Source organism: Paenibacillus daejeonensis DSM 15491 (assembly GCF_000378385.1).
Classification (GTDB): domain Bacteria; phylum Bacillota; class Bacilli; order Paenibacillales; family Paenibacillaceae; genus Paenibacillus_D; species Paenibacillus_D daejeonensis.
Map to the genome: position 1 here is coordinate 1 of NZ_KB899663.1, position 22,315 is coordinate 22,315.

Genomic DNA, 22,315 nt, shown 5'->3' on the forward strand with positions numbered 1-22,315 from the left:
TGAATTTTGAGTTTCAACGAAGGGGCGTAGGGATGCTGTCCACGCCCTGAGTAGAGAAAAGCGCATAGTGCATCAGCAAAGGTGAAATCAATCTTTTCTTCGATCGCGCTCCAAAACGGGTGCCGGGGTAACCTCGAATAGACCATATGATCTGCAATGCTTAGTTGGTCAAAGGTTTTGTAACGGACACTCGTTTTCATTGAGCTTCACTCCTAAGTTGGTGATTTTTCTCTATTATAGCGAATGAGACTCTTGCTTGCAGTTATTCACATTAAATCGACAGTCACATATAAGCACTTATTCTGCCTCACAGAGCCGATTTCCTCTGATGCGGTGGCATTAGGTGCATATATGGCCGTTAGCTGAGAGAGTGGCGCAAAAAAGCCCAAATAGCTGCATCTGTGGCCGTTAGAATGGCGGCCATGGTCAAATCACAGGTGAAAGCCTAATATGGCGGCCTTAGCTGAGCTAAACGGGCATGAGCTGCGGCAACATGATCTGCACCGGCATGAGCTAAATCGAGCATGATCTGCATCAGTATGATCTGCACCAGCATGAGCTAAATCGAGCATGTGCTGCCCAGCCTGGTCTGCTACGTACAGGTGCCTGTTCGATGGCTCCGCCAGCCCAGACCAGCCCAAGCGCTTCTTGTAGTCGTCACTTCGAACGGGGCCGGCGCAGCTCTAAGGACATGTGCTCGTCCGAGCTCCATCATGCTGCCGAACCCCGGGTGCAGCACCACGCGTGAATCCTGGTACCGCCCGCGAAGCTCGGTGCTGCGTACAAGGCTTAGTACGGCCCCCGAATATGCGGAGCCACCTGTTCCGTATAAAACTGGTGCAGCCGCTCCTTCTCTTCCTCAGAGAAGCCCGGTGTCTGCAGGGTCATCAGGTTCTCCTGCAGCTGCGCGGTGTTCTTGAAGCCGGGGATAATGCAGCTGACATCAGGAGATTCGAGGATCCAGCGCTGCGCGGCGCGCGCCATAGTGCCGCGTGCCTCGCCGATCCAGCGGAGCTGATCCGCCAGCTCGACACCTTTCTCGAAGGGCAGGCCAGCGAATGTCTCGCCGACGTTGAAGCTCTCGCCGTTGCGGTTGAAGTTGCGGTGGTCATCCGCCTCAAACTGCGAGTTAGCGGTGAACTTACCGGTCAGCAACCCACTTGCCAGCGGCAGACGAACGAGGATGCCCACGCCTTGCGCATGTGCCTTAGGAAACAGCTCATCGAGCGGCTTTTGCCGGAATAGATTGAAGATGACCTGCAGCGCTTGAACGCCTGGGTTACGCAGGCAGATCAGTCCCTCCTCGACGCTTTCCACACTGACGCCGTACGCCCGGATCTTGCCCTCTTCCTTGAGCTTGTCCAATACCTCGAAGACCTGACCATCCTCCAGCACCGACTGGGGCGGACAGTGAATCTGGTACAGATCAATGGCGTCCCGTCCCAGATTACGCAGACTGTCCTCGCAATACGCCCGTACTTGCGCTTCCCCATACGTAGCCGGATCCTGGATATCGCCCCTGCGGCAGAACTTAGTGGCAATATGTACGCGATCCGTCTTATTCTTCGTGGCCTGCGCCAGCAACCGCTCGCTGTGGCCGCCTCCGTATACATCGGCTGTATCAAAAAAGTTAACGCCCTCGTCGATCGCCTTCTCCAGCGCACGAAGCGACTCTCCATCCTCCGTTGCTCCCCATGAGCCGCCAATAGCCCATGTGCCGAAGCTCACTTCACTCACTTGCAGCCCTGTGCTGCCCAATGCCCGGTAGTTCATGTTCTACTCCTCCTCGTATGAAGCTCCTTCTATTCTACCTCGATCATCTATCCTGTGAACAGCTGTACCCAATGACCTTCGTAGAAGCCGACACCGATCCGCGTAAAGTTGCGGCTTAGAATGTTGGCCCGGTGCCCGGGGCTGTTCAGCCATGCATTAACCACTTCTTCCGGGGTACGCTGCCCCTTGGCAATATTCTCGCCTGCATAGGAGTAGGTGATGCCAAAGGCCTGCATCATCTCAAAAGGCGAGCCGTGTGTAGGTGATTTATGGTCAAAATAGTTGTTCTGCTCCATATCCTTGGCCTTCACCAAGGCTACGCGGGCAAGCTCGGAATCGGCCGTAAGTGCAGGCAGCTTGGCCTCGCTACGAGCCTGATTGACCAGCGAAACAACCTGTGCGACAAAGGCATGCTCTTCCTCCTGAGGAGGCTGGATGGTAGAGCCGCCACCCGAATTAACCGTGACTGTTGAGGTTCTTGCATTCCACTGGACGTTAGCACCTAACGTTTCCGATACGAAACGGAGGGGCACCATCGTGGCACCATTAATAATCTGGGCAGGGGTGTCCAATCCGACAGCTTGTCCATTAACGGTAGCCGAGGACCGGCCAATTGTGAGGACGACGGTTGTCGAGTCTTTGGTTGCGCTTACGGTACGCGTGGACTCATCCCATTGCACAGTGGCGCCAAGGCCCTCGAAAATACCACGCAAGGGCACCAGAACACGATTATTGCGAAGAACAGCCGGCTGACGAAAATTCTGACGGTTACCATCAATGATGACGCTGACCGCACTGATGGCAGCAGGTGAAGCCAGTACGGCAGCGGGTAAGGTGTCTGCATGGACTGGCGTCCCGCCACCGGCTAGTGCGGGACTAATAAGTGTGGCGGCCAGAAGCACGGATAAGGCTGTGGATCTCAAGGAATGGCTGGTGGTGTTCGTCTTTATGGGAATCTACCTCCTAGAAATCACCGGCAGAAGCCAGTCAGTGATAGGGCCAATTATATAGGTGGTCAGCTGAATCAGCAATCCGACTTAAGAATGAATATGTATGCCAGACCGCCACGGGAGAGCCCGGCGCAACTCCGTCTCCTCAATCCTGGACTTGTGGCGGGCTGGCTTGAACGGGTGGCGAAGACGCGGACGTTGCAGACAGCAAGCGGCTCAGCGAATCAGACTCACTCCGGTTCGGCTAGGACGGTGTCGCCAAAATGCCTAGACACCCAAGCATCGTCATACAGCGTATCCAGGTACCGCTCGCCGCGGTCGTGGAGGATGAGGACGCAGACGGCGCCGTCGGGCAAGGTTGGCCATAGCCGCCCCATGGCTGCAACGACGGCTCCCGAGGACGGGCCAGCGAGAATGGATTCGCGCCGTACGAGCTGTCGACAGCCCGTAATCATCTCAGCCTCTGGAACCTGAATCGCCTCATCCATAAACGCCACTTCTCCCAGTGGCGGAACGATACCTGCACCGAGGCCAGGAAATAGCCGCTTGCCCTTGCTGCCACCCAGGATGACGCTGCCCACGGCATCCACAGCGACGATTCGTGTGGCGAGCCTGTGCGTCTCCACATAGGCCGCGCAGCCGCGCATGGTGCCACAGGTGCTGACGCCGCCCATGACATAATCGACACGCCCTAGCTCCGACACAATTTCCCGCATCGTGCCGTCCCGGTGGGCCAGAACATTATGCGGATTGGCATACTGATTGGGCCAATAGCTGTTCGGGATTCGCGCCAGCAGCTCCTGCACCCGCTTCAGACGGGCCGGCAGGAACTCGCCGCTCTCCGGATCCGGCTCCTCCACCCGCTCAATCTCTGCGCCGTAGGCTTGCATGATTCGAATATTTTGCAGGGTCGTCTTGGGATCGACGACACTGATGAACCGCATCTCCAGCCGGGAGCAGATGGCGGCCAGACTGATCGCCATATTGCCGGAGCTGGATTCGATGACCACTGAGCCGGGACCGATCAGTCCTTGCTCGATCGCTGCAGCAATCATGCGTGCGGCGGGGCGATCCTTGGTACTGCCGATCGGGTTGAGCATCTCCAGCTTGGCATACACGGCGATGCCCCGATCACGGGGAAACAGACGAGAGAGACGAACGAGCGGTGTATTGCCGATACAGGCAAGCCAGTCTTGGGTCATGATCAGCCTGGAGCCTCCTAGGAGAACAGTTTTTTGGATTTTACAGAGCCTTGCGCCCAGGATTCGTGGTTCGCCAGCCGGATGACCTCAATAGGCTCCAGCATGCGTCCGGCGATCATCTGCCCGATGGCGGGAATCTTGTGCTCGATGCTGTGCCGGATGGCTGGCAGGTGCTCATCCCTGAGCAAGCTGCTGCGGATGTAGACGGCCAGCTTGTTGTCCCGTACCCGGACACGCAGCTCGGCATCCTGAACGAACGCATGCACAACGTTTTCAATATCGTACAAGCTGATCTTCTCCCCGTGCTTGAGCTCGGTTCCAATGCGAGAGGCGATACAGCGAAAAGCCTGCCGCGGCTTGCCATCCACCTCGATGGTGTGTAAGTCGCGAATCACATCGTAGGTCACATACCGGATAACGGGGAACAGTGTGCGGCGAAGTGAGGTCAGCACGAGCACGCCTTCATCCGCTGCCAGCGGCTCAAACTCCGCTCCCAATTGCTGCGACGGCAGGGATTCCGCATAGAGCCCTTCAGACAGCAGGTACGCGTTATGCTGGTGGGAATAAGCAGCGATCGCCCCGACTTCTATGGAACCATACGTGTCCAGAATATCGAGGGTATTCATGCCAAAGCGGGCTGCCATATTGGCCTGCCACGCTGGAGAGGCTACTTCGCCAACCAGGATGATCTTGCGGATGCCCAGTGATGCGGGATCATCGGCCTCCCGGGCAATGCCTTCCAGGATGGATGGCATCGTATAGAGTAGGTCAGGCCGATAAGCCGCCAATCGCTCGACATGCACGGGAATCGGTTCGGCGAACGAAATCGATTCCGTCTGCAGTCCCAGCTCTGAGAAGATGTCGACCGCCGTGCTTGCTGCATGACCGGTCCCCACATCTGCGAAGGCTTTGCTGATCGGTGTCTGCATAGGTGTAGCTTGCAGCCACTCACGGTAGCTGATTTTTTTGGCATGCTGGTAGTGCACCTCGTCCTCTGGCGAATAATAGATTGCCCGGCTGATGCCGGTGGACGTGCCCGAGGTGCGGTAGACGGTCAGACCGGCATCGGAGCGCGCTTCTTGTCCGTAGTAGATCGACTCCAGACGCTGCGAGGTCAGGAGTGGCAGCTCAGTGAAGGAGGCAGTGTGTATGGTAATTCCCAGCTCGGTGAGGAGCTCGGCATAACGGGGGTGCAGCTGCGCCATGCGGGCCAGATGCCGGTGCAGGGTAGAAGGGGGGATCATCTCGCTGCCAGCCTCCTCGTAAAATTGTCGTAGGCAAAGCTTCTCTTACAAGCATATGGCATTCCGCGATGTCCCGTAACGTCAACTGCCTACAGCCGATGCCCCATTCCAACGTATGCTGATAGAAAACGAGAATGGGAGGCATCCGGACATGAAACGCTGGATTGCAGACAAATGGAATAAGACGCTACTCATGCAGAAGGAGAGAATGCTGCGCGACCATATCCCGCCCACGCTCGTCGCTACCAAGCGGCAGTTGTATCGCATGCTGTCGCGCTACGGTATGGTCTACGTGAAGCCCGCCAGGGGCTCGCAGGGAAGAGGCGTGATGCGAATGGAGAAGGGAGCATGGGGCAAGTTCCGTTACCGGTATCAGCTGGGTGAGCGGCAGTGGCGGTTTGCTACGTATGAGCAGGCTTATGCGTCCTTGCGTAAACAAATGGGCAGCGAGCGCCATGTGGTGCAAAAAGGAATCCGGCTGCTCAAGCACAAGGGTCGCCCGTTTGACATCCGTCTGATGTTTCAGCGAGCGCCACGTGGTGGCTGGGAGACGACAGGTACGCTGACCCGCGCTGCTCATCCACGCAAAATCGTCACCAATGGAAGCCAGGGCGGATCGATTTATGGCACCGACCGTGTGCTGCGCCGGCATGCTCCCCCCGCCCGTCGCAGAGCACTATACCGTCGCATGGACCAACTGGCTCATCGGACGGCAGAGGTGCTGAGAGGTGCTGCACCTGACATTAATGAACTGGGGATGGATTATGCGATTGACCGCAGTCTCAAGCCGTGGATTCTGGAGGTCAATACGCGTCCGGACGCAGCACCATTCACATTATTGGAGGATCGGCGGGTCATTCAGCGGATCGTCCGGTACGGTAGAGCCTATGGCAAGCGATACAAGCTGGTCTGCAAAAAAGCAAAACGAGGAAGATAGAGTCCTGAGGGGAGGAGCGCAAGCTGCTCCTTTTTTGTTGCCGCCCGCTCCCTTCTGGGTAATAAAAGGCACAACTTAGCCAAGAAGGCAGGTGCCGTATATGGATTCCATTCTTTTTTTGATTCTTGCAGGGCTGTATGTACTCCTGATGGTGTGGGGGCTGGTACTTCTCAAAAAGGACGATCGGCCGGGATTGCGGTATCTGCTGTTTTTTGTCACGGCGGGACTCGTCTGGGATAACGCGCTGATTGGACTGGGCCGCTGGATCGGCGAAGGCTCATTGCTGGAAAACCTAAGCTTGAGTCGGTTTTGGGCGCATGCTTTCCTTACGCCGCTGCTGACGCTGGTTGCGTACGATCTCATCGTGCGGGCCGGGAGCAGTTGGGCGCGAACGACAATGGCACGTGCTGCAGCGTGGTTGTTTACAGTGGCCCTAGTTGTGCTGGAGCTGCTGTACGAAACGATTGGGACGGAGGCTGAGCCTGTTTACGAATACGGTGCGCTCCGTTACGCAGCAGCCGAATCCTCAGGTCCACCCATCATGGTCATTCTCGTACTCATACCTTTATTTACAGCTGGTATCGTGTTGTGGCGAAGACGCAGAAGTCCATGGCTGTTCCTGGGCACCTTGCTGATGCTGATAGGAAGCGCTATAGAACTGCCGATTGAGAGCTCGGCAGCAACGAATGTCTTTGAACTGATGCTGATGACCTCGTTGTGGATTGCTGTGTGTCAGGCCATTAGATGGGAGGGGAGATTCAGATGACGAAAACGGTATTGATTGCGTGTATGCTTTTTGTTGTCCTGTTTGTTCTGATTCAGTTTGTGGCCAATGCCATTCTGTCCGCTTTTGTGGCGGATAGCTATCTAAAAAGCTTGCTCACGCTGCTGCTGTCCATAGGCGTGGCATTTTACATGAGCAGGGAATTTGTCCAGCACCGGAAAAATCCGCAGCGATTGAGATAAGGTCAACATTTTTATGGAACATTCATCCAAACCGTGCTATGCTTCCTTTTATAACCTGTTTTGTTGGTAGGGTTCCAAGCCTGGCCAAGAAAGGATGAGGCATGCGGTTTCAGGATGTAACGGGGATTGCCCGGGATTATTTGTTTGGCGGAATGATTATAGCAGTACTGGGTATCCTCGTCGTTGGCGCAGGATACTTTGTCGTTTATAAGTGGGTATTGAGGGGCAAACGGACCCTATCGTATGGGAAGCTGGGATTAGGCCTTGTTAGTTTTCTTTATCTATTCGTGGTGATGGGGGCTGTCCTGTTGAACAGGCATCCGGGAGTGGAGAGTGTGCAGCTCCAGCCTTTTCACTCTTATCGTTTGGCTTGGCATTACTGGTCCGTCAAAGAGTGGCGCAACGTTATCCTAAATATCCTCATGTTTGTGCCAATTGGTTTTTTGCTGCCGCTCTGGAGTGCGAGACTACGCCGTTTCTGGCTTGCTGGACTACTGGCATTTGGGTTCTCGCTGCTCATTGAGCTGACCCAGTTGCTGACGGGCAGAGGGGTTCTGGAAACTGATGACCTGATTGGCAATACCGTCGGGGGGCTGATCGGCTATGGCTTAGGGATGCTGGTGATCCATCTGTTCCAACGGAAACGATTAAGTATGGGCAAGGTGGTGGGCTATCTCACTCCTGTATTGATAACGATTGGAGCATTTGGCGGCATATTTGTAGCCTATGCGACGCAGGAGTTGGGCAATCTCGGTAGCGCCTACGTCATATCGTATAACACGGATGAAGTGACTATTGCTTCCGAAGTGGAAATGAGCTCTGAGCTAGCGGAGGTACCCATCTATGCTGTTCATGTAGGCAGCAAGCAAGACACACGTTCTCTGGCAGAAGGATTATTCCAGAGAATAGGAGCTAAACTGGATGAGGCGGAAATTGATATTTATTATGATTCCGCGCTTTACTACAGCGAAGGACGAGCGCAAAGCGTCTGGGTTGATTTCCAGGGCATGAATTATCGTTACATCCATTTTACGCCAATTACCGATGAGGCAGTGGCGGCAGTTGATGCAGATGAAGCACAGGTGAGAGAGGCGCTTATGAAAATGGGGATTGAACTGCCGCTTGAGATGATATTCGAGGCGCTGGATGACAGCCGGTATTTATTTACTGCAGACATGCTCCCCGTTGGAGGTTATATATGGCATGGTGACTTCCAAGTTGATTACCATACAGACGGTGTAATTAAACGCATCATGAACGACGTTCTGCTCCTCCGCCCATATCGGACAGGGGAGATCATTAGTGAAGCGGAGGCCTATGAACAGCTGTCAGCAGGACGATTTGTTAGCTGGCGGAGAACCTTTGATAGCCTAACCATTACCGAAGTAAACTTGGATTATGAGATGGATACCAAGGGGTATGTACAGCCCATCTACCGATTTCATGTTTTGTTTGATGACGAGGAAACCGTTATTAATATCCCAGCCCTGAAGTAGAGGTGATTACACAAGATGATGAACGCGAGAAAAACGGAAATCCGCCTAGAGGAATGCAAAGTGTGCAAGGGGCAAATCGCGAGCACAGCTGAAGTCTGTCCCCATTGCGGAGCCCGCTTGAAACCGCCACCTACCGTGGTGTTTCTGGTGTTTGTAATCGTAATGCTGGTATTCATTATATTTGTATCTCAACTATGATGAGCGAAGGAAGAGGACGCAAATGACGTTGACGGACGACCAAATATTTTACTTATGTCTGATGGGAATATTGCTGCTGATTGGGATATTCTTTTTTCTATCCAAAAAGTTTCCTGGAGTCTCTTACGAAGGTGAGCTGAATCTAGCAGAAATCAAACATTACTTTTTTAAAAAACATCGTTGCAGGGGTTGTGGTCATGGGCTCAAGCGAAAGAAAGAAAAGGAATTTCTGGAAGAAGGGTGGACGTGGTTCAGGGACGTATTATCCTATATGAAGCAATACAAAGTCAGCTATTCACTCCAGTGCCCTAATTGCCAGCGTACGTACACAGCAGAAGATTTCGAGGCCTAAACCTTAACTTTACTCTGTGCCGAACCGTTAAATACAGAAGGAGCATTATGCATCCAGAATACAACAAGTATGGGGGAAACATCAGAATGAAAAAAGCAGCAGGTATCCTGCTCGCGGCAGCGCTTATTGTCTCGGGCTGTGGTGCGAACAATGACTCGTCCGGCAGTGCGAACCAGCAGGGGGCTAATGCACCAGTAGTGGAGCAGGCTTCCAAAGAGAAGAAGGGCAAGGACGTCCAAATCACACTGCCAGCCGGTATGTTTGAAGGACAAGATATCGATCAGGTGATCGCAGAGGCCAAGCAGGAGGGCGTCAAGGAAGCAGTCAAAAACGACGACGGCTCGGTTACGTATACGATGTCCAAAGCCAATCACGATGAGATGCTTAAGGAGCTAGGGAACGGCATCGCTGATTATGCGGATGAACTGCTGAGCGACGGCTCATTCCCTTCGGTCAAAGACGTGAGCTACAGCAAGGATTATAGCGAGTTCACGCTGACGGTTGACAAGGCCGCCTACGAGAGTAGCATGGATGGCTTTGTCACGATGGGCATGGGGATTCAGGGCATGATGTACCAGATGATGCAAGGCATTTCGACGGAGGATCAGAAGGTCACGATCCACGTTAAGGATGAGGCAAGCGGCGAAGTGTTCCAGAGTGTTGTTTATCCTGATGCGCTGCAGAATTCCTAGAGGCAGGCTTCAGAATCCAGTGAGGCTCCACAATCTTAAGATCGCTAACTGCTTGTTTTCAGGCAGCTGGCGATCTTATTTTATGAGATAAGAAAGTATATGAATTCTGCGATTGGGTGGAGATAGCGGAGGTTCGCTAGGATGGGTGGATATGGCGCATATGTTCCGTTATTGTCTAACTAACCTTTGTTCCTCTATTTGTCGGCATGCCCGTCACTCGTCCGCAGTAGCGTACCTTTGTTCCTCTATTGGTCCGCATACCCGTCGTCAGCCCACTCTAGCACACCTTTGTTCCTCTATTCGTCCGAATTCCCGTCATCCGCCTGCTGTAGCGCACCTTTGTTCCTCTATTCGTCCGCATACCCGTCGTCAGCCCACTCTAGCGCACCTTTGTTCCTTTATTTGTCGGCATGCCCGTCATCCGCCCGCAATAGCGCACCAAGGCAGACACAAGCGGATGAATCTCTGACATTTATCCGTAGGATGATTGTATACTTATTATCATTTTGTTATCTTTACGAATCGATAGTTTCATACTATGATAGCCATATTATCATTATAATCTCGTAATAGACTGATTTAAGATTCGCATGAGGAACACGAATAAAGATGTTATTTTGTTAGATGTAGAAGAAGGAGGTAGCTTAAATGCAAGAATATGAGTATGAATACGCGGATTATATCTATTATACGCCGGGGGAGCTGGACAAGGCTGGCTCGCTGTGGCCGGTGCGGGCGGGGCGGTGCCTAGCCAAGCCGAATTATGAGGTGGGTCCCAAACGGATCGAATGCTACAGTGTCCATTGTGTGCAGGAAGGAAAAGTAGAGTTGGACTATGAAGGTGGCCGGATCGAGCTGAGTAAGGGAGATCTGTTCTGCCTGTTTCCAAACCGATCGTATCAGTACCGGATGATTCAGGCGGAGCGGCCGCTTGAGATGTCATGGCTGGCCATAGACGGTGACAGGGCGGGGCGGCTGCTGGCGCTGGCGGGATTATCGGCTGAGGTGCCGTTCCGCAGAGGCGCTCTTACACCGCTGGTGGATGCTTCAGTGGGCTCAATCATTAGTAGGCTGGAGCAGATTCAACGCTGGCATCCGTCATCCGCTCTTGAGCTGCAAGGGTTGTTGCACGGGGTGTTCGCCAACCTGCTGCAAGAGGAGCCTGCGGATGAGACGGAGCTGGCAGGCTGGATTCGCAAATGCGAGGAGTACATGATGCTTCATGCCTGTGAAGGCATTACTGTCCGCCAGGTGGCGGATTTTGCCGGGGTACACCGTTCGTATTTTACCCAAGTCTTTACGAGTCAGACGGGCGTGTCTCCGATCAAGTTCTTGCAGAAAATCCGGATGGACAAAGCCATGGGGCTGTTGCTCACAACCGATGCCTCCGTAACCGAGATTGGACTTTCACTGGGCTATGCCAATCTGTATGCCTTTACCCGGGCTTTCAAAATGTACTTTCATCAATCGCCGCGGGCCTTACGGCAAACACAGGGATCATAACTTCCTGCATAATTTGAAAGCGTGTTCATAAAAGCTGAGGCAGGAGTTGTTCACCATGAGAGGGTTTACGTATAGACGCTGGCAGTCCATCAGTTCCAGCATTCAAGGGAAAATCTTTTTGGCGTTTAGCCTGGTGGCACTACTCTCTATTTTTTCGGTTTCGGGCATTGTGTATGTCAACATGCGCGAGACGATCAAGTCCAATGCGGTAACCTCGGTATCTGACAGCATCCGTCAAGCTGATGAATCTCTGAATATTATGCTGGAGGAGATTGACCGACTGAACACGGTTGTTGTCATTAACAAAAACACAGTTATCGATACGTTGCTCAGTCCTTCGGAGGAAATCAGCCACGAGTGGTTCCAGGAGCAAAAGCGAATTGAAGAGTTTCTGTCCTCTCTGATTGCCTATAAACCTTACATCAAGCGAATTGCAGTGGTGGCTTTGAACGGGAAGGTTTTTTTCTCCGGTGGCCCCTGGATTGACCGGACGTTCCTGGATACCCCGATGATGGACTATATGCTGCGTAATGGCTCGCGCCATGCCTATCTGAAGCAGGAGGGCGGGCCCGAGACGATCTCGGTAGGACGTGAAATCCGATACGACCATGAAACCATTGGCGTGGTTCTGGTGGATCTGAACTATGATTTCATCCGCAAGACGTATGGGGTGAAGCCGACGGCAGACAGCATGCTGTACGTGCTGGATCAGCAGGATGAATTTATTTATCAATCCGACCAGATGCCGGCCTTTGCCCCCTCGGAAACCAAGATTATTGATCTGAGACGGGAATATGCGGCCAGTAGCGGAGGCGAGGCTGTTCAGAAAAAAATTGAGGGCAGGCAATATATTGTGGTCAGCCAGCAGTCCGAATACACGGGCTGGACAACCTTTGCGCTCATCCCGCTGGATTCGCTGCTTACGGAGTCGGCTAATCTGCGGCGGTTACTGCTGGAGGCGGCGGCCATTGTTCTCCTAATCGTCTTAGTTGGTTCTCTCAAGGTGTCTTCGCGGATCACGCTGAATCTCCGGCGGCTGCAATCCATGATGATGCTGGTCAAGGACGGCAACCTGACCTTTCCCAAAAAGGAAATTAAAACAAAGGACGAGGTTGGCCAGTTATACCACGTGTTCATAGGCATGGTGGAGGAGCTGCAGCGGCTGCTTGAAGGGATTCGTGTCAGCGAGCAGGAGAAGCGCAAGGCCGAGCTGACTGCACTACAGGCACAGGTGAGGCCTCACTTTTTGTACAACGCCTTGAATACAATCAAATATTTGGCCAAGCTGAATGGCACGCCTAATATTGAGGAGGTGTCCGGCGCTCTCATTGACTTGATGCGCGGCGTATTGGGCAATGCCAACGAATACTTGACAGTGCGCGAGGAGCTGGAATATGTCCGCAATTACCTGGCCATTGTCAAATACCGCTACATGGAGCCGATTGCGCTAATCGAGCAGATCGACGATCCCGCTCTGCTGAATTGCCCGATCATCAAATTGACGCTGCAGCCGATTGTAGAAAATGCCGTGCTGCACGGCATTGGCTCGCGGATGGAGGGCTCCGTCACTATTCGTGTGTATGAGGTGGATGGCGATTTGATGATTGAGGTAGAGGACAATGGCAAAGGCATCTCGGAGGAGCAGATAGAACAGCTGCTCGGTGGACAGGGCGAAATGGGCGATTCTTCCCGGTTCAGCAGTATGGGCGTCCGCAACGTACATGAGCGAATTACCCGATTATACAAGGAACCATATGGCCTCAAGGTTTATAGCGAAGTAGGGAGATTTACAAAGGTTACTATACGATTTCCTAAACTAGGGGAAGCCGTCGCCGAACCGGAGGGGATGAGATAAATGTTCCGAATTCTGTTAGTTGATGATGAGCTGCTGGTTCGCAATGATCTTCGCTATCTGCTGGATTACAGCCGCCACGGATTCGAGATTTGCGGCGAAGCCCATGATGGTGAGATGGCGTTATCGATGATCAAGAGCTCACCGCCGGATATCGCGATTCTTGACGTTAACATGCCGGGGATGAGCGGTGTTGAGCTGAACCGGACGATCAAGGAACACTACCCGTCGGTTCAAACCATTATGCTCAGTAGCTATGATGACTATGATTATGTCCGGGACTGCCTGAAGGTCGGCTCCATCGATTATCTGTTGAAGCACCGGCTTGATGGAGAGATGCTCCTGTCCCTGCTGCAGAAGGCGGTGCGAGTGCAGCGGGAAGCTGTGGCTGGAGCCGGGGTGATGGCGGATGGGCCGGCAGTTGTTGAAGAGCCTCCGGCTTTCCGTGAGGAAGCGATCCGGCAAGGAATTACGGCAATCATTAGGGGCAAGGGGGCGGAGGCAGATGAGCTGCAGGCGGGCGGAGGGCGGCACGGGTTGTACCCGGAGGCGGCGCTGTATACGGCGGCAACGCTGCAGATCGTCCCATTCTTGCTGCTGACCGAGGCCAATACCGATGTGCAGACAAACCGACTGGTCCGGCAGGCCGTCGATCTCATGCAGCAGAGTTTAGGTGACATCCGCGAGCGGACGGCGACCTACGTGGAGAACGGACGCATCGCGGTCGTCTTCTCGTGCCGCGATCGCAGCGAGCACGCAGCCGCTAGCGAAGCGGCGCGAAGTATGAGCAAGCTGAGCCATTCGCTCGAGATGTATCTGAATCTGAAATCGATCTACGCCGTCGGCCATGCCTGCGGCAGCCTCGCGAAGCTCGGAGAGAGCTATGCGGCGGCAGAGCGGGCACTCGACGCAAGCAGCGGTCTTAAGACGGGGAGCGGGAAACGTCACGCCGCGCTCACCATTGAGGAGCAGAAGCAATTGCTGATTGCGATTGAGCGGCTGGATGGTGTGGCAGCCCAGCGTTTGATTGGCAGTGTGTTCGAGCCTTTGCAGGGGTTGCCACTGCATTCGCACACGGTGCAGGGTATCGTCAGAGAGCTGCTGCAGATCGGAGACAAGGCGTTGAAAAAAGGAAGCCCGTCTCCGGCGGGAGCGTCGGAAATGGAGCGCCTGCCCTTGCGAAGCGAGCTGAGCCGTCTGAGCACCGTCGCCGAGTTGATGGCGTGGCTACAGTTGTATTACGACTCGTTGTTGGCGCTGCTCAAGGAGCGCCTGGCGGCAGGCGTGTATTCCCGTCATGTGTCGCAGGCGATTGCTTTCATTCTGGACCGCTATACCACGCATGTCACGCTGGAGCTGGCTGCGGGCTTCATCGGTCTCAATGCATCGTATCTGAGCCGAATCTTCAAGGAAGAAACGAAATCCACGTTCTCTGAATATGTGAACCGGGTGCGGGTCGATGCAGCCCAAAAACTGCTGGAGAGCGGCCAATATTCAATGAAGCAAATCAGCGATCTGGTCGGCTTCTCCACCCATAATTATTTCTTCAAGGTGTTCAAGGAGGCGACCGGCATGACGCCGCAAGCGTATTGGAACCGCTACGGAGCCGGTAAGGGGGCCTCGGAGAAGAGGTAAAATATGTGGAGTAAATAGTCAAAAATGTGTACTCTGACGAGGCTGACGGTGTTCTATAATAAATCCACGCCAACAGAAAACGCTTACAGCAAACGCTTTAAGCAAGCGGCGAATTAAAAGTATGGAGGTCTATGCACATGCTTAAAAAGTGGGGGAAATACACGCTTGCTACCATGCTTGTCACCAGCTTAATCGCCTCGGGCTGCAGCAATGGAGCCAATGAGGGCGGAAGCAACACGGGTCAGACCAATGCGGGTGAAGGTGCGGACAGTGTCAAGACAGAGGGATTCCCCATTGTCGAGACACCCATTACGCTCAAGATGTTTACCCGTGTCGCGCCTGTCAACGGCCCGTTCAAGGATATGCCCGTCTTTCAGGATTATGAGGAAATGAGCAACATCAAGGTAGAGTTCATTGAGACGCCGACCGACGGCTTCGCAGAGAAGAAGAACCTGCTGTTTGCCTCTAATGAGCTTCCGGACGCCCTCTATCGCTCTGGACTGTCGCAGCTGGAGTCGATTCGGTATGGAAGCGCGGGACAGCTGATTCCTCTGGAGGATTTGATTGAAAACTATGCGCCGAACCTGAAGGCGCTGATGGAGGAGTATCCGGAGATCCGTGCAGGAATCACGACGCCGGAGGGACATATCTACGCGATCCCGGGCATCGTAACGCTGGGCTCTGCCCGCACCGACAAGCGGTGGATCAACCAGGCCTGGCTGGATAAGCTCGGTCTTGAGGTGCCAACGACGACGGATGAGCTGTATGAGGTGCTGGTGGCCTTCCGCGATGGCGACCCCAACGGCAATGGGGAAGCGGACGAGATTCCGATGACCGCACGCGTCGGCATGCCGATCGTCAACCATATGGCGGGCGCCTTCGGACTGGACGCGCAGATGGGCTATAACATTAACTTGGAGGGCGACAAGGTCGAGATCTGGAGCGGCAGCGAGCGTTACAAGGAGCTGCTCATGTATCTGAACAAGCTGTATACCGAGAAGCTGATCGATCAGGAGCTGTTCTCGCATACGGAAGCCCAATATCTTGCCAAGCAAGGGACAGGCAACACCGGCTATTTCTTCGATCAGACCAATAACAACTTCCTATCGATTGAGGATCAATATGTCGGCATCGCGCCCCCTGAGGGTCCACACGGCGACCGTCTGCATAGTCAGATTTCTGCGGTGCCGCGCGATTACGGCGCCTTTGCGATTACCCCGGTCAACAAGCATCCGGAAGCGACGATGCGCTGGATCGATTACTTCTACAGTGACGAAGGCTCTACGCTGCTGCGTTTCGGCCGGGAAGGCGAGCATCATGAGCTGAGGGACGGTATTCCTTATTACACGGAAGAATTACTGTCTGTTGCGGAAGACCAGGCCAAGATGACACCTTATGCGGGAGGCGGTGCGCCTCATCTCATCAGTGACAAGGTCGCTTCGTTCATTAATCCTCCCCAGGTACAGGAGGCCTTCGAGGAACTGGAGCCGTATCTGCCCGAGATCCGCTATGCTCCACCAATGTTCGATGAGGCGACTGCGCAGCAGGTGAATATTCTGCGCAACGACATTGACAAGTACATCGAAGAGCAAAGCACCAAGTTCATTGTAGGCGCGCTCAGCTTCGACAAGTGGGACGAATACCAGTCCACACTGGAGAAGATGAACATCAAGGAACTTGAGAAGCTGTACCAGGAAGCCTATGACAACATGGCCAAGTAAACCGGACCCGGTAGAAAAGGAAGGGGTTGCCCATGAACAGCACGATTAAACGCGCGGAGGCCGCCCCTGTGCCTGGCCGCAAGCAGCAAGGCGCGGGTCTGCTCAAACGCATGGCGAAGCGGTATGATCTGTACCTGATGCTGCTGCTGCCCATCGCTTTTTATGTCATTTTCCATTATGGTCCGCTGTACGGGCTGCAGATTGCCTTCAAAAACTTTAATCCGGCTCGGGGGATTTTAGATAGCCCCTGGGTAGGATTCACGCATTTCGAACGGTTTTTCGATTCCTATTATTTCTGGCGGCTCCTGTGGAACACAATCTCCATCAACTTGTTCTCGCTGCTGATTGCCTTTCCGGTTCCGATCCTGCTGGCGCTGCTGGTAAATGAGATTCGGAGCCGCACCTTCAGCAAGCTGCTCCAGAACATCACGTACATCCCGCACTTCATCTCAGTTGTCGTCATCGTGGGCATCCTGCAGGCGATGCTCTCGCCGTCTGCCGGTCCGGTCAACCAGTTAATTGAGCTGTTCGGCGGCACACCAATCCGCTTCATGGAGGAAGCCGGCTGGTTCAAGACGATCTTCATCGGCTCGAACATCTGGCAGAACATGGGATGGCAGTCCATTATCTATATCGCCGCCCTCAGCGGGGTCAATCCCCAGTTGTACGAGGCGGCCAAGATGGACGGCGCTTCGCGCCTGCGCAGGATTTGGCATGTGTCGCTACCGGGGATCGTACCGGTCATTGTGATTCTGCTGATCCTGGACGTGGGCCAATTCATGAATGTCGGCTTCGAGAAAATCTTGCTAATGCAGAACAGCCTGAACCTGGAATCCAGTGACGTCATCTCGACCTTCGTGTACACGACGGGGATTCTAAAAGGCGAATACAGCTATACAGCGGCAATTGGACTGTTCAACTCGCTTATCAACCTCATACTGCTGCTGTTGGTCAACCGGTTCGCCCGTAAGACGTCGGAGACGAGTTTATGGTAAGGGAGGAGTCGCATGTGATGGAAAAGGTTCAGAAAACGTCGGCGCCATCCGATGAACGGCTGTTCGACATCGTCGTCTATGCGATAGCGGCAGTTCTGATGGTCATTGTGTTATATCCGCTGCTCTTCACGGTCAGCGCTTCATTCAGCGATCCGGCCAAAGTCCTGCGGGGCGACGTCTGGCTGCTGCCCAAAGGCGTCAATGTCGATGCCTATGCCAGTATTCTGAAGAACAATCGCATCTGGACAGGCTACGGCAATTCCATTCTGTACGCGGTGGTAGGCACCAGTATTAATATCCTGATGACAATTCTGGCGGCGTATCCGTTATCACGTCCCGATCTGCCCTTGCGGGGCGGCTTGATGCTCTTCATTACACTGACTATGTTCTTCGGCGGCGGGCTCATTCCGACGTATCTGCTGGTCAGAGATCTGGGCATGGTGGACACCATGTGGGCCTTGATCGTACCTGGCGCGATCGCCACGTACAATCTCATCGTCATGCGGACATATTTTCAGTCCAGTATTCCCTGGGAGCTGCAGGAGGCTGCCCATATGGACGGCTGCAGCAACTGGCGGCTGCTCGTCAGCATCATCCTGCCGTTGTCCAAGCCCATATTGGCAGTCATGGTGCTATTCTATGCCGTAGGCCACTGGAATTCTTTCTTTAATGCTCTCATCTACATTCGCGATGAGGCCAAATATCCGTTGCAGCTGGTGCTGCGGGAGATCTTGCTGATCAGCCAGTCCTCGCAGATCGATGGCGGCGGTGTCGGTCTGGAGCGACAAATCTTACTCGCCGAGAGCATCAAGTTTGCCGTCATCATCGTATCCAGCTTGCCTGTGCTGATCATGTACCCATTTGTGCAGAAGCATTTTGTCAAAGGCGTCATGATCGGATCGATAAAGGGCTAATCCAAGAATGAGACAGTCTACACTACACTAACGATTCACCAGGAGGTTCGTCTTGAGTAAACAAGCGAAAATAACTGTTGCGTGCGCGAGAAAAAGCGAGCATACCGTCAATCCGTACCTGTATGGCCATTTCGTCGAGGATATCCGCGATCATATGGAAGCCATGCTGGCCTTCCCGCTCAAGGATATGGACTTCGAGAGCGAGTCGGAGACCAAGCAGGAGGTGTCGGGGAGTTGGCGGGCCTATACCAACGGCCGCAACACCCGCTACGCGCTGGAGGCACCTGCGCCCAGGCACTCGGGCCGTGCCCAGCGCATCCGTCTGCTAAGCGACGATGAAGCCTATGGCGGCATCGCGCAGCGAACCGCGCTCCAAGGCCCGCTCGATTATACCGTGAAGGTGGTGGCCCGGGCCTCGGTGGAGCTGGGGCAGCTGCTCGTGGAGGCAGTGGATCGCCGCACGGAGGATCGGCTGGGGGTTGCAGTCATCGCGCTCACCAGCCACAACTGGAATGCATATGAGACGACCTTGTCGGTGTCCCGTGCCTGCGCCGAGGCAGAGCTGCGCGTCTACGTTCCCTCTGACCATCCCCGCTGGCCCGATCATGTATCGACCGGTATGCTGTGGCTGGATCACGTTTCGCTACTGGCTGCGGATAATGTGGCGCTGGTGAAGCGCGAGGTAGTGGAGCGGACCAGGGACCTCAATGCGGGGATGATGCGGCTGTCGGGCAACTACATCAGCGCCTACCATTGGGAGCATGGCGTCGGTCCCGTGCTGGAGCGGCCAGTTATGTACAATGAGGCGTGGGGCGGCTGGACGAGCAAATATTTTGGCACGGACGAATTCATCGCCTTCTGCCGCGAGCTCGGCGTGGAGCCTCTGATCTCCGTCAACGACGGCTCCGGTACACCAAGCGAGGCTGCGGATTGGATTCAATATTGCAATGGGGGCACCGACACGCCGATGGGCGCGTTGCGGGCAGCCAACGGACATCCCGAGCCATACGGCGTGAAGTATTGGGAGATCGGTAACGAGGTGTGGGGGGCTTGGCAAGTCGGCACCTGCTCTGCCGAGGACTTCGCGGCACGGACCGTAGACTTCGCCAAGGCCATGAAAGCGGCGGACCCGTCGATCGTGCTGCTGGCCTGCGGTCATACCGATCAGGCCTGGAACAAGCCGGTGCTGGAGCAGGCGGGGGAGTGGATCGACTATCTCACTTTGCACATCTACCACGGCTATGGACCGTTCGGCATGAACCGGGACACACCTGCCGAAGACCGCTATAAGGCGATTGCCGCATTTCCTGAGTTCACGCGCCATTACCTGCAGGAGACGGTTGCGAGCATCGCGGCCGACCCCAAGCATGCGCACGTCAACATCGCCATCACGGAATACAACACGATGTACTATCCCAATACGATCCGCAAAGGGCTGCCCAATGAGCATACGCTGGGCGCGGCGGTCGCCAATGCGGCCAATCTCAACGAGATGCTGCGCGGCAGCGACAAGGTCCATATCGGCAGCTTCTCCGATCTGGTGAACGGCTGGCTGGGCGGGTGTATCCGCGTTGGCGATTACTATGCCGACCAGTATTGCGGCAAGCAGCCAGGCTACAGCGGGCGCCCGCTCGATATTTATGGTACGCCAACCTATGAAGTGCTGAAGCTCTATGCCAACCGCGAGCTGCAGCATATCCTTCCTGCACATACCGAATGCGACACCTTTGCCGTGTCTGCAGCGAAGAAGACGGCCATGCCGCTGGATGCGTTGCCGGAGCTAGACGTGACAGCAGGCGTGAACGAGGCAGGCGACACGGTGACGGTGTGCATCGTCAATCGCGGACTGGCAGAAGTGAACACTGTGTTGGAGCTGACCGCCTTTGACGCGGCCGCAGAGACCGTCCTGTATGAAATTACCGGAGACGGGTATGAGGCCATCAACAGCGTCTTCGAGCCGGACACTATTCTGTGCCGTGACCGCGTAATACCGACAGACCAATGGAGTCAGGGCGTGCTGCTGCGGCCAACCTCTGTCTATGCCGTTGTCGTCCGGGCCAGGGGGTAGGGGTGCTATGACAACCAAATCATATATTAAGGACTACCCCAGACCGCAACTGGTACGCGGGGAGTGGTACAATCTGAACGGCTCATGGGACTTCCGCTTCGATGACGAGGACGCAGGCGAAGCGGAGAAATGGCAGGAGGCGTTCGAAGCGACGCATCGGATTACCGTCCCTTTCACCTACGAGACCAAGGCGAGCGGCATCGGCATCGAGACTTTTCATCCTTGTGTCTGGTACAGCCGGACCATCGAGGTGCCGGAGACGGCGGCCGGGAAGCGGGCGCTTCTGCATTTCCAAGCTGTTGATTATGAAGCTCGGGTCTGGGTGAACGGCGTGCTGGCAGGCGGGCATCAAGGCGGGTATGCGGCGTTCGCCGTCGATATGACGCCTTATCTTGTCTACGGCGCAGAGAACCGGATTACGGTCAAAGTCACAGACAGCGACAGCTGCTACCAGCCCCGGGGCAAGCAGCGCTGGACCACCGACAACTTCGAGTGCTTCTATGTGCAGACGACGGGGATCTGGCAGACCGTATGGATGGAATACGTGGCCGAGCAGCGGGTGCAAGCGGTCAAGATGACGCCGGACCTGGACCGGCATTCGGTCCGGTTCGACTATGAGGTGAACGGGGGTGCGCCAGGCAGCGAGCTGCTCCTGGAGGCCGTCATTACGTTCAAGGACCGGCTGGTGAAGCGCGTCGCGCTGGCCATCGACCGGCCGTGCCTCTCCGTCGAGGTCGATCTGCATCACGAGGCCAACGGACCATGGAAGCGGGCGTACTGGACGCCGGGCCGGCCCAATCTGTATGATGTGGAGTTCGTCCTGTCCGCGGGAGGCCAGGTCGTGGACCGGGCACTCTCCTACTTTGGGATGCGCAAGGTGTCGATCAAGGACGGCCAAGTGCTGCTCAATAACTCCCCGCTCTATCAGCGGCTCATCCTGGATCAGGGCTATTGGACGGACAGCCATCTGACACCGCCGAGCGAAGAGGCGCTCATCGAGGATATCGAGCTAATTCTGCAAATGGGCTACAATGGTGTGCGCAAGCATATGAAGGTTGAGGATGCCCGCTTCTTGTACTGGTGCGACGTCAAGGGATTGCTCGTCTGGTCGGAGATGGCAGCCACCTTCGAATTCCATGACCGTGCAGCAGAGGCGCTTACGAGGGAATGGATGGAGATTCTGAGGCAGCAATATAATCATCCCAGCATCATCACGTGGGTGCCATTTAACGAGTCGTGGGGGATTGGCAACATTGCCTATGACAAGAGACAGCAACAATTCACAGAGGGCATCTACCATCTGACCAAATCGTATGATCCACATCGACCGGTCATCGTCAACGACGGCTGGGAGCATACGGTCTCGGATATCATCACGCTGCACGATTATGTTGCCACTGGCGAAGGCTTCCTGGAGCGTTACAAGGACAGCAAGGATGCAATCATGTCGGGAGAAAAGAGCTGCAACCACTGGAAGCATGCGTTTGCCGAAGGCTATGGGTACCGGGGCCAGCCGATCATCATTAGTGAATTCGGCGGCATTGCGTTCCAGTCGGACAAGGGGTGGGGCTATGGCGAGCAGGTGGCCTCGGTAGAAGCGTTCATGGAGCGCTTCGCTTCTCTGAAGCGAGCGATCCGGTCCATCGACTATATCGTAGGCTATTGTTATACACAGGTGACCGACGTGCAGCAGGAGATCAACGGCCTGCTCACGGAGGGGCGCGAGCCCAAGGTTCCGCTGGAGCAGGTCCGGTCAATAAATCTGGACTAAGCTACATTTTATATGGCCGTTACAATTTCAAACGATGGATTTAGGG

17 protein-coding genes and 1 pseudogene are annotated in these 22,315 nt (G+C 54.8%); 13 read left to right on the forward strand and 5 right to left on the reverse strand.

Translation table 11 applies throughout. The features are described from left to right. From F556_RS38585 to F556_RS0115315, 5 genes and pseudogenes are all read right to left on the reverse strand, one after another. A pseudogene (locus F556_RS38585) lies at positions 1-200 on the reverse strand (transposase); the annotation flags it as partial. A 589-nt stretch (positions 201-789) separates the two neighbouring features. Continuing rightward, positions 790-1,773 carry an aldo/keto reductase gene (locus F556_RS0115300; RefSeq protein WP_020617853.1) on the reverse strand — a complete coding sequence of 328 codons (984 nt, stop codon included), beginning with the start codon at positions 1,771-1,773 and terminating at the stop codon, positions 790-792. 47 nt (positions 1,774-1,820) lie between these two features. Further along, a complete protein-coding gene (locus F556_RS38795) occupies positions 1,821-2,696 on the reverse strand; it encodes a stalk domain-containing protein (protein WP_245583075.1) in 876 nt (291 codons plus the stop codon). A 257-nt stretch (positions 2,697-2,953) separates the two neighbouring features. Then, the gene (gene sbnA, locus F556_RS0115310; protein ID WP_020617855.1) at positions 2,954-3,925 is read right to left on the reverse strand and encodes a 2,3-diaminopropionate biosynthesis protein SbnA; all 972 of its coding nucleotides are present in this window, start codon (positions 3,923-3,925) and stop codon (positions 2,954-2,956) included. Positions 3,926-3,942: 17 nt separating this feature from the next. Continuing rightward, on the reverse strand, positions 3,943-5,169 hold the full coding sequence (locus F556_RS0115315; RefSeq protein WP_020617856.1) for a phenylacetate--CoA ligase family protein: 1,227 nt from the start codon (positions 5,167-5,169) through the stop codon (positions 3,943-3,945). Between the two features lie 151 nt (positions 5,170-5,320). Here F556_RS0115315 and F556_RS34140 point away from each other — a divergent pair, with 151 nt between their 5' ends. The 13 genes from F556_RS34140 to F556_RS0115385 all read left to right on the forward strand — a co-directional run bounded on the left by F556_RS34140 (position 5,321) and on the right by F556_RS0115385 (position 22,269). Continuing rightward, entirely contained in the window at positions 5,321-6,106 is a 786-nt protein-coding gene (locus F556_RS34140) for a YheC/YheD family protein (RefSeq protein ID WP_020617857.1), read from the forward strand. 100 nt (positions 6,107-6,206) lie between these two features. Further along, the gene (locus F556_RS0115325) at positions 6,207-6,872 is read left to right on the forward strand and encodes a hypothetical protein (protein ID WP_020617858.1); all 666 of its coding nucleotides are present in this window, start codon (positions 6,207-6,209) and stop codon (positions 6,870-6,872) included. Beyond that, on the forward strand, positions 6,869-7,072 hold the full coding sequence (locus tag F556_RS0115330; protein WP_020617859.1) for a hypothetical protein: 204 nt from the start codon (positions 6,869-6,871) through the stop codon (positions 7,070-7,072). Before F556_RS0115325 ends, F556_RS0115330 begins: the two co-directional genes overlap by 4 nt. 101 nt (positions 7,073-7,173) lie before the next feature. Then, positions 7,174-8,568, forward strand: a complete 1,395-nt coding sequence (locus tag F556_RS0115335) for a VanZ family protein (protein WP_020617860.1) — start codon at positions 7,174-7,176, stop codon at positions 8,566-8,568. A 636-nt stretch (positions 8,569-9,204) separates the two neighbouring features. After that, positions 9,205-9,810, forward strand: a complete 606-nt coding sequence (locus F556_RS0115345; RefSeq protein WP_040716756.1) for a hypothetical protein — start codon at positions 9,205-9,207, stop codon at positions 9,808-9,810. Between the two features lie 648 nt (positions 9,811-10,458). Further along, a complete protein-coding gene (locus F556_RS0115350; RefSeq protein ID WP_020617863.1) occupies positions 10,459-11,313 on the forward strand; it encodes an AraC family transcriptional regulator in 855 nt (284 codons plus the stop codon). A gap of 55 nt (positions 11,314-11,368) precedes the next feature. Continuing rightward, a complete protein-coding gene (locus F556_RS0115355) occupies positions 11,369-13,168 on the forward strand; it encodes a cache domain-containing sensor histidine kinase (RefSeq protein ID WP_020617864.1) in 1,800 nt (599 codons plus the stop codon). Beyond that, positions 13,169-14,800, forward strand: a complete 1,632-nt coding sequence (locus tag F556_RS0115360; protein ID WP_020617865.1) for a response regulator — start codon at positions 13,169-13,171, stop codon at positions 14,798-14,800. Between the two features lie 137 nt (positions 14,801-14,937). Continuing rightward, positions 14,938-16,521 (forward strand): extracellular solute-binding protein, encoded by a 1,584-nt coding sequence (locus F556_RS0115365; protein ID WP_020617866.1) that lies wholly within the window; start codon positions 14,938-14,940, stop codon positions 16,519-16,521. A 32-nt stretch (positions 16,522-16,553) separates the two neighbouring features. After that, positions 16,554-17,516: an ABC transporter permease gene (locus F556_RS0115370; protein ID WP_020617867.1), complete on the forward strand. Its 963-nt coding sequence runs from the start codon at positions 16,554-16,556 to the stop codon at positions 17,514-17,516. A 17-nt stretch (positions 17,517-17,533) separates the two neighbouring features. Further along, positions 17,534-18,430 (forward strand): carbohydrate ABC transporter permease, encoded by an 897-nt coding sequence (locus tag F556_RS0115375; protein ID WP_020617868.1) that lies wholly within the window; start codon positions 17,534-17,536, stop codon positions 18,428-18,430. Between the two features lie 52 nt (positions 18,431-18,482). Next, a complete protein-coding gene (locus tag F556_RS0115380) occupies positions 18,483-20,498 on the forward strand; it encodes an alpha-L-arabinofuranosidase C-terminal domain-containing protein (protein ID WP_020617869.1) in 2,016 nt (671 codons plus the stop codon). 7 nt (positions 20,499-20,505) lie between these two features. Next, the gene (locus tag F556_RS0115385) at positions 20,506-22,269 is read left to right on the forward strand and encodes a glycoside hydrolase family 2 protein (protein ID WP_020617870.1); all 1,764 of its coding nucleotides are present in this window, start codon (positions 20,506-20,508) and stop codon (positions 22,267-22,269) included. Positions 22,270-22,315 lie beyond the last annotated feature (46 nt).

Bases quoted from the DNA above. Each gene is read 5' to 3' on its own strand.
- F556_RS0115300 (WP_020617853.1), bottom strand. From the start codon at position 1,773: ATGAACTACCGGGCATTGGGCAGCACAGGGCTGCAAGTGAGTGAAGTG.
- sbnA (WP_020617855.1), bottom strand. From the start codon at position 3,925: ATGACCCAAGACTGGCTTGCCTGTATCGGCAATACACCGCTCGTTCGT.
- F556_RS0115315 (WP_020617856.1), bottom strand. From the start codon at position 5,169: ATGATCCCCCCTTCTACCCTGCACCGGCATCTGGCCCGCATGGCGCAG.
- F556_RS34140 (WP_020617857.1), top strand. From the start codon at position 5,321: ATGAAACGCTGGATTGCAGACAAATGGAATAAGACGCTACTCATGCAG.
- F556_RS0115325 (WP_020617858.1), top strand. From the start codon at position 6,207: ATGGATTCCATTCTTTTTTTGATTCTTGCAGGGCTGTATGTACTCCTG.
- F556_RS0115330 (WP_020617859.1), top strand. From the start codon at position 6,869: ATGACGAAAACGGTATTGATTGCGTGTATGCTTTTTGTTGTCCTGTTT.
- F556_RS0115335 (WP_020617860.1), top strand. From the start codon at position 7,174: ATGCGGTTTCAGGATGTAACGGGGATTGCCCGGGATTATTTGTTTGGC.
- F556_RS0115345 (WP_040716756.1), top strand. From the start codon at position 9,205: ATGAAAAAAGCAGCAGGTATCCTGCTCGCGGCAGCGCTTATTGTCTCG.
- F556_RS0115350 (WP_020617863.1), top strand. From the start codon at position 10,459: ATGCAAGAATATGAGTATGAATACGCGGATTATATCTATTATACGCCG.
- F556_RS0115355 (WP_020617864.1), top strand. From the start codon at position 11,369: ATGAGAGGGTTTACGTATAGACGCTGGCAGTCCATCAGTTCCAGCATT.
- F556_RS0115360 (WP_020617865.1), top strand. From the start codon at position 13,169: ATGTTCCGAATTCTGTTAGTTGATGATGAGCTGCTGGTTCGCAATGAT.
- F556_RS0115365 (WP_020617866.1), top strand. From the start codon at position 14,938: ATGCTTAAAAAGTGGGGGAAATACACGCTTGCTACCATGCTTGTCACC.
- F556_RS0115370 (WP_020617867.1), top strand. From the start codon at position 16,554: ATGAACAGCACGATTAAACGCGCGGAGGCCGCCCCTGTGCCTGGCCGC.
- F556_RS0115375 (WP_020617868.1), top strand. From the start codon at position 17,534: ATGGAAAAGGTTCAGAAAACGTCGGCGCCATCCGATGAACGGCTGTTC.
- F556_RS0115385 (WP_020617870.1), top strand. From the start codon at position 20,506: ATGACAACCAAATCATATATTAAGGACTACCCCAGACCGCAACTGGTA.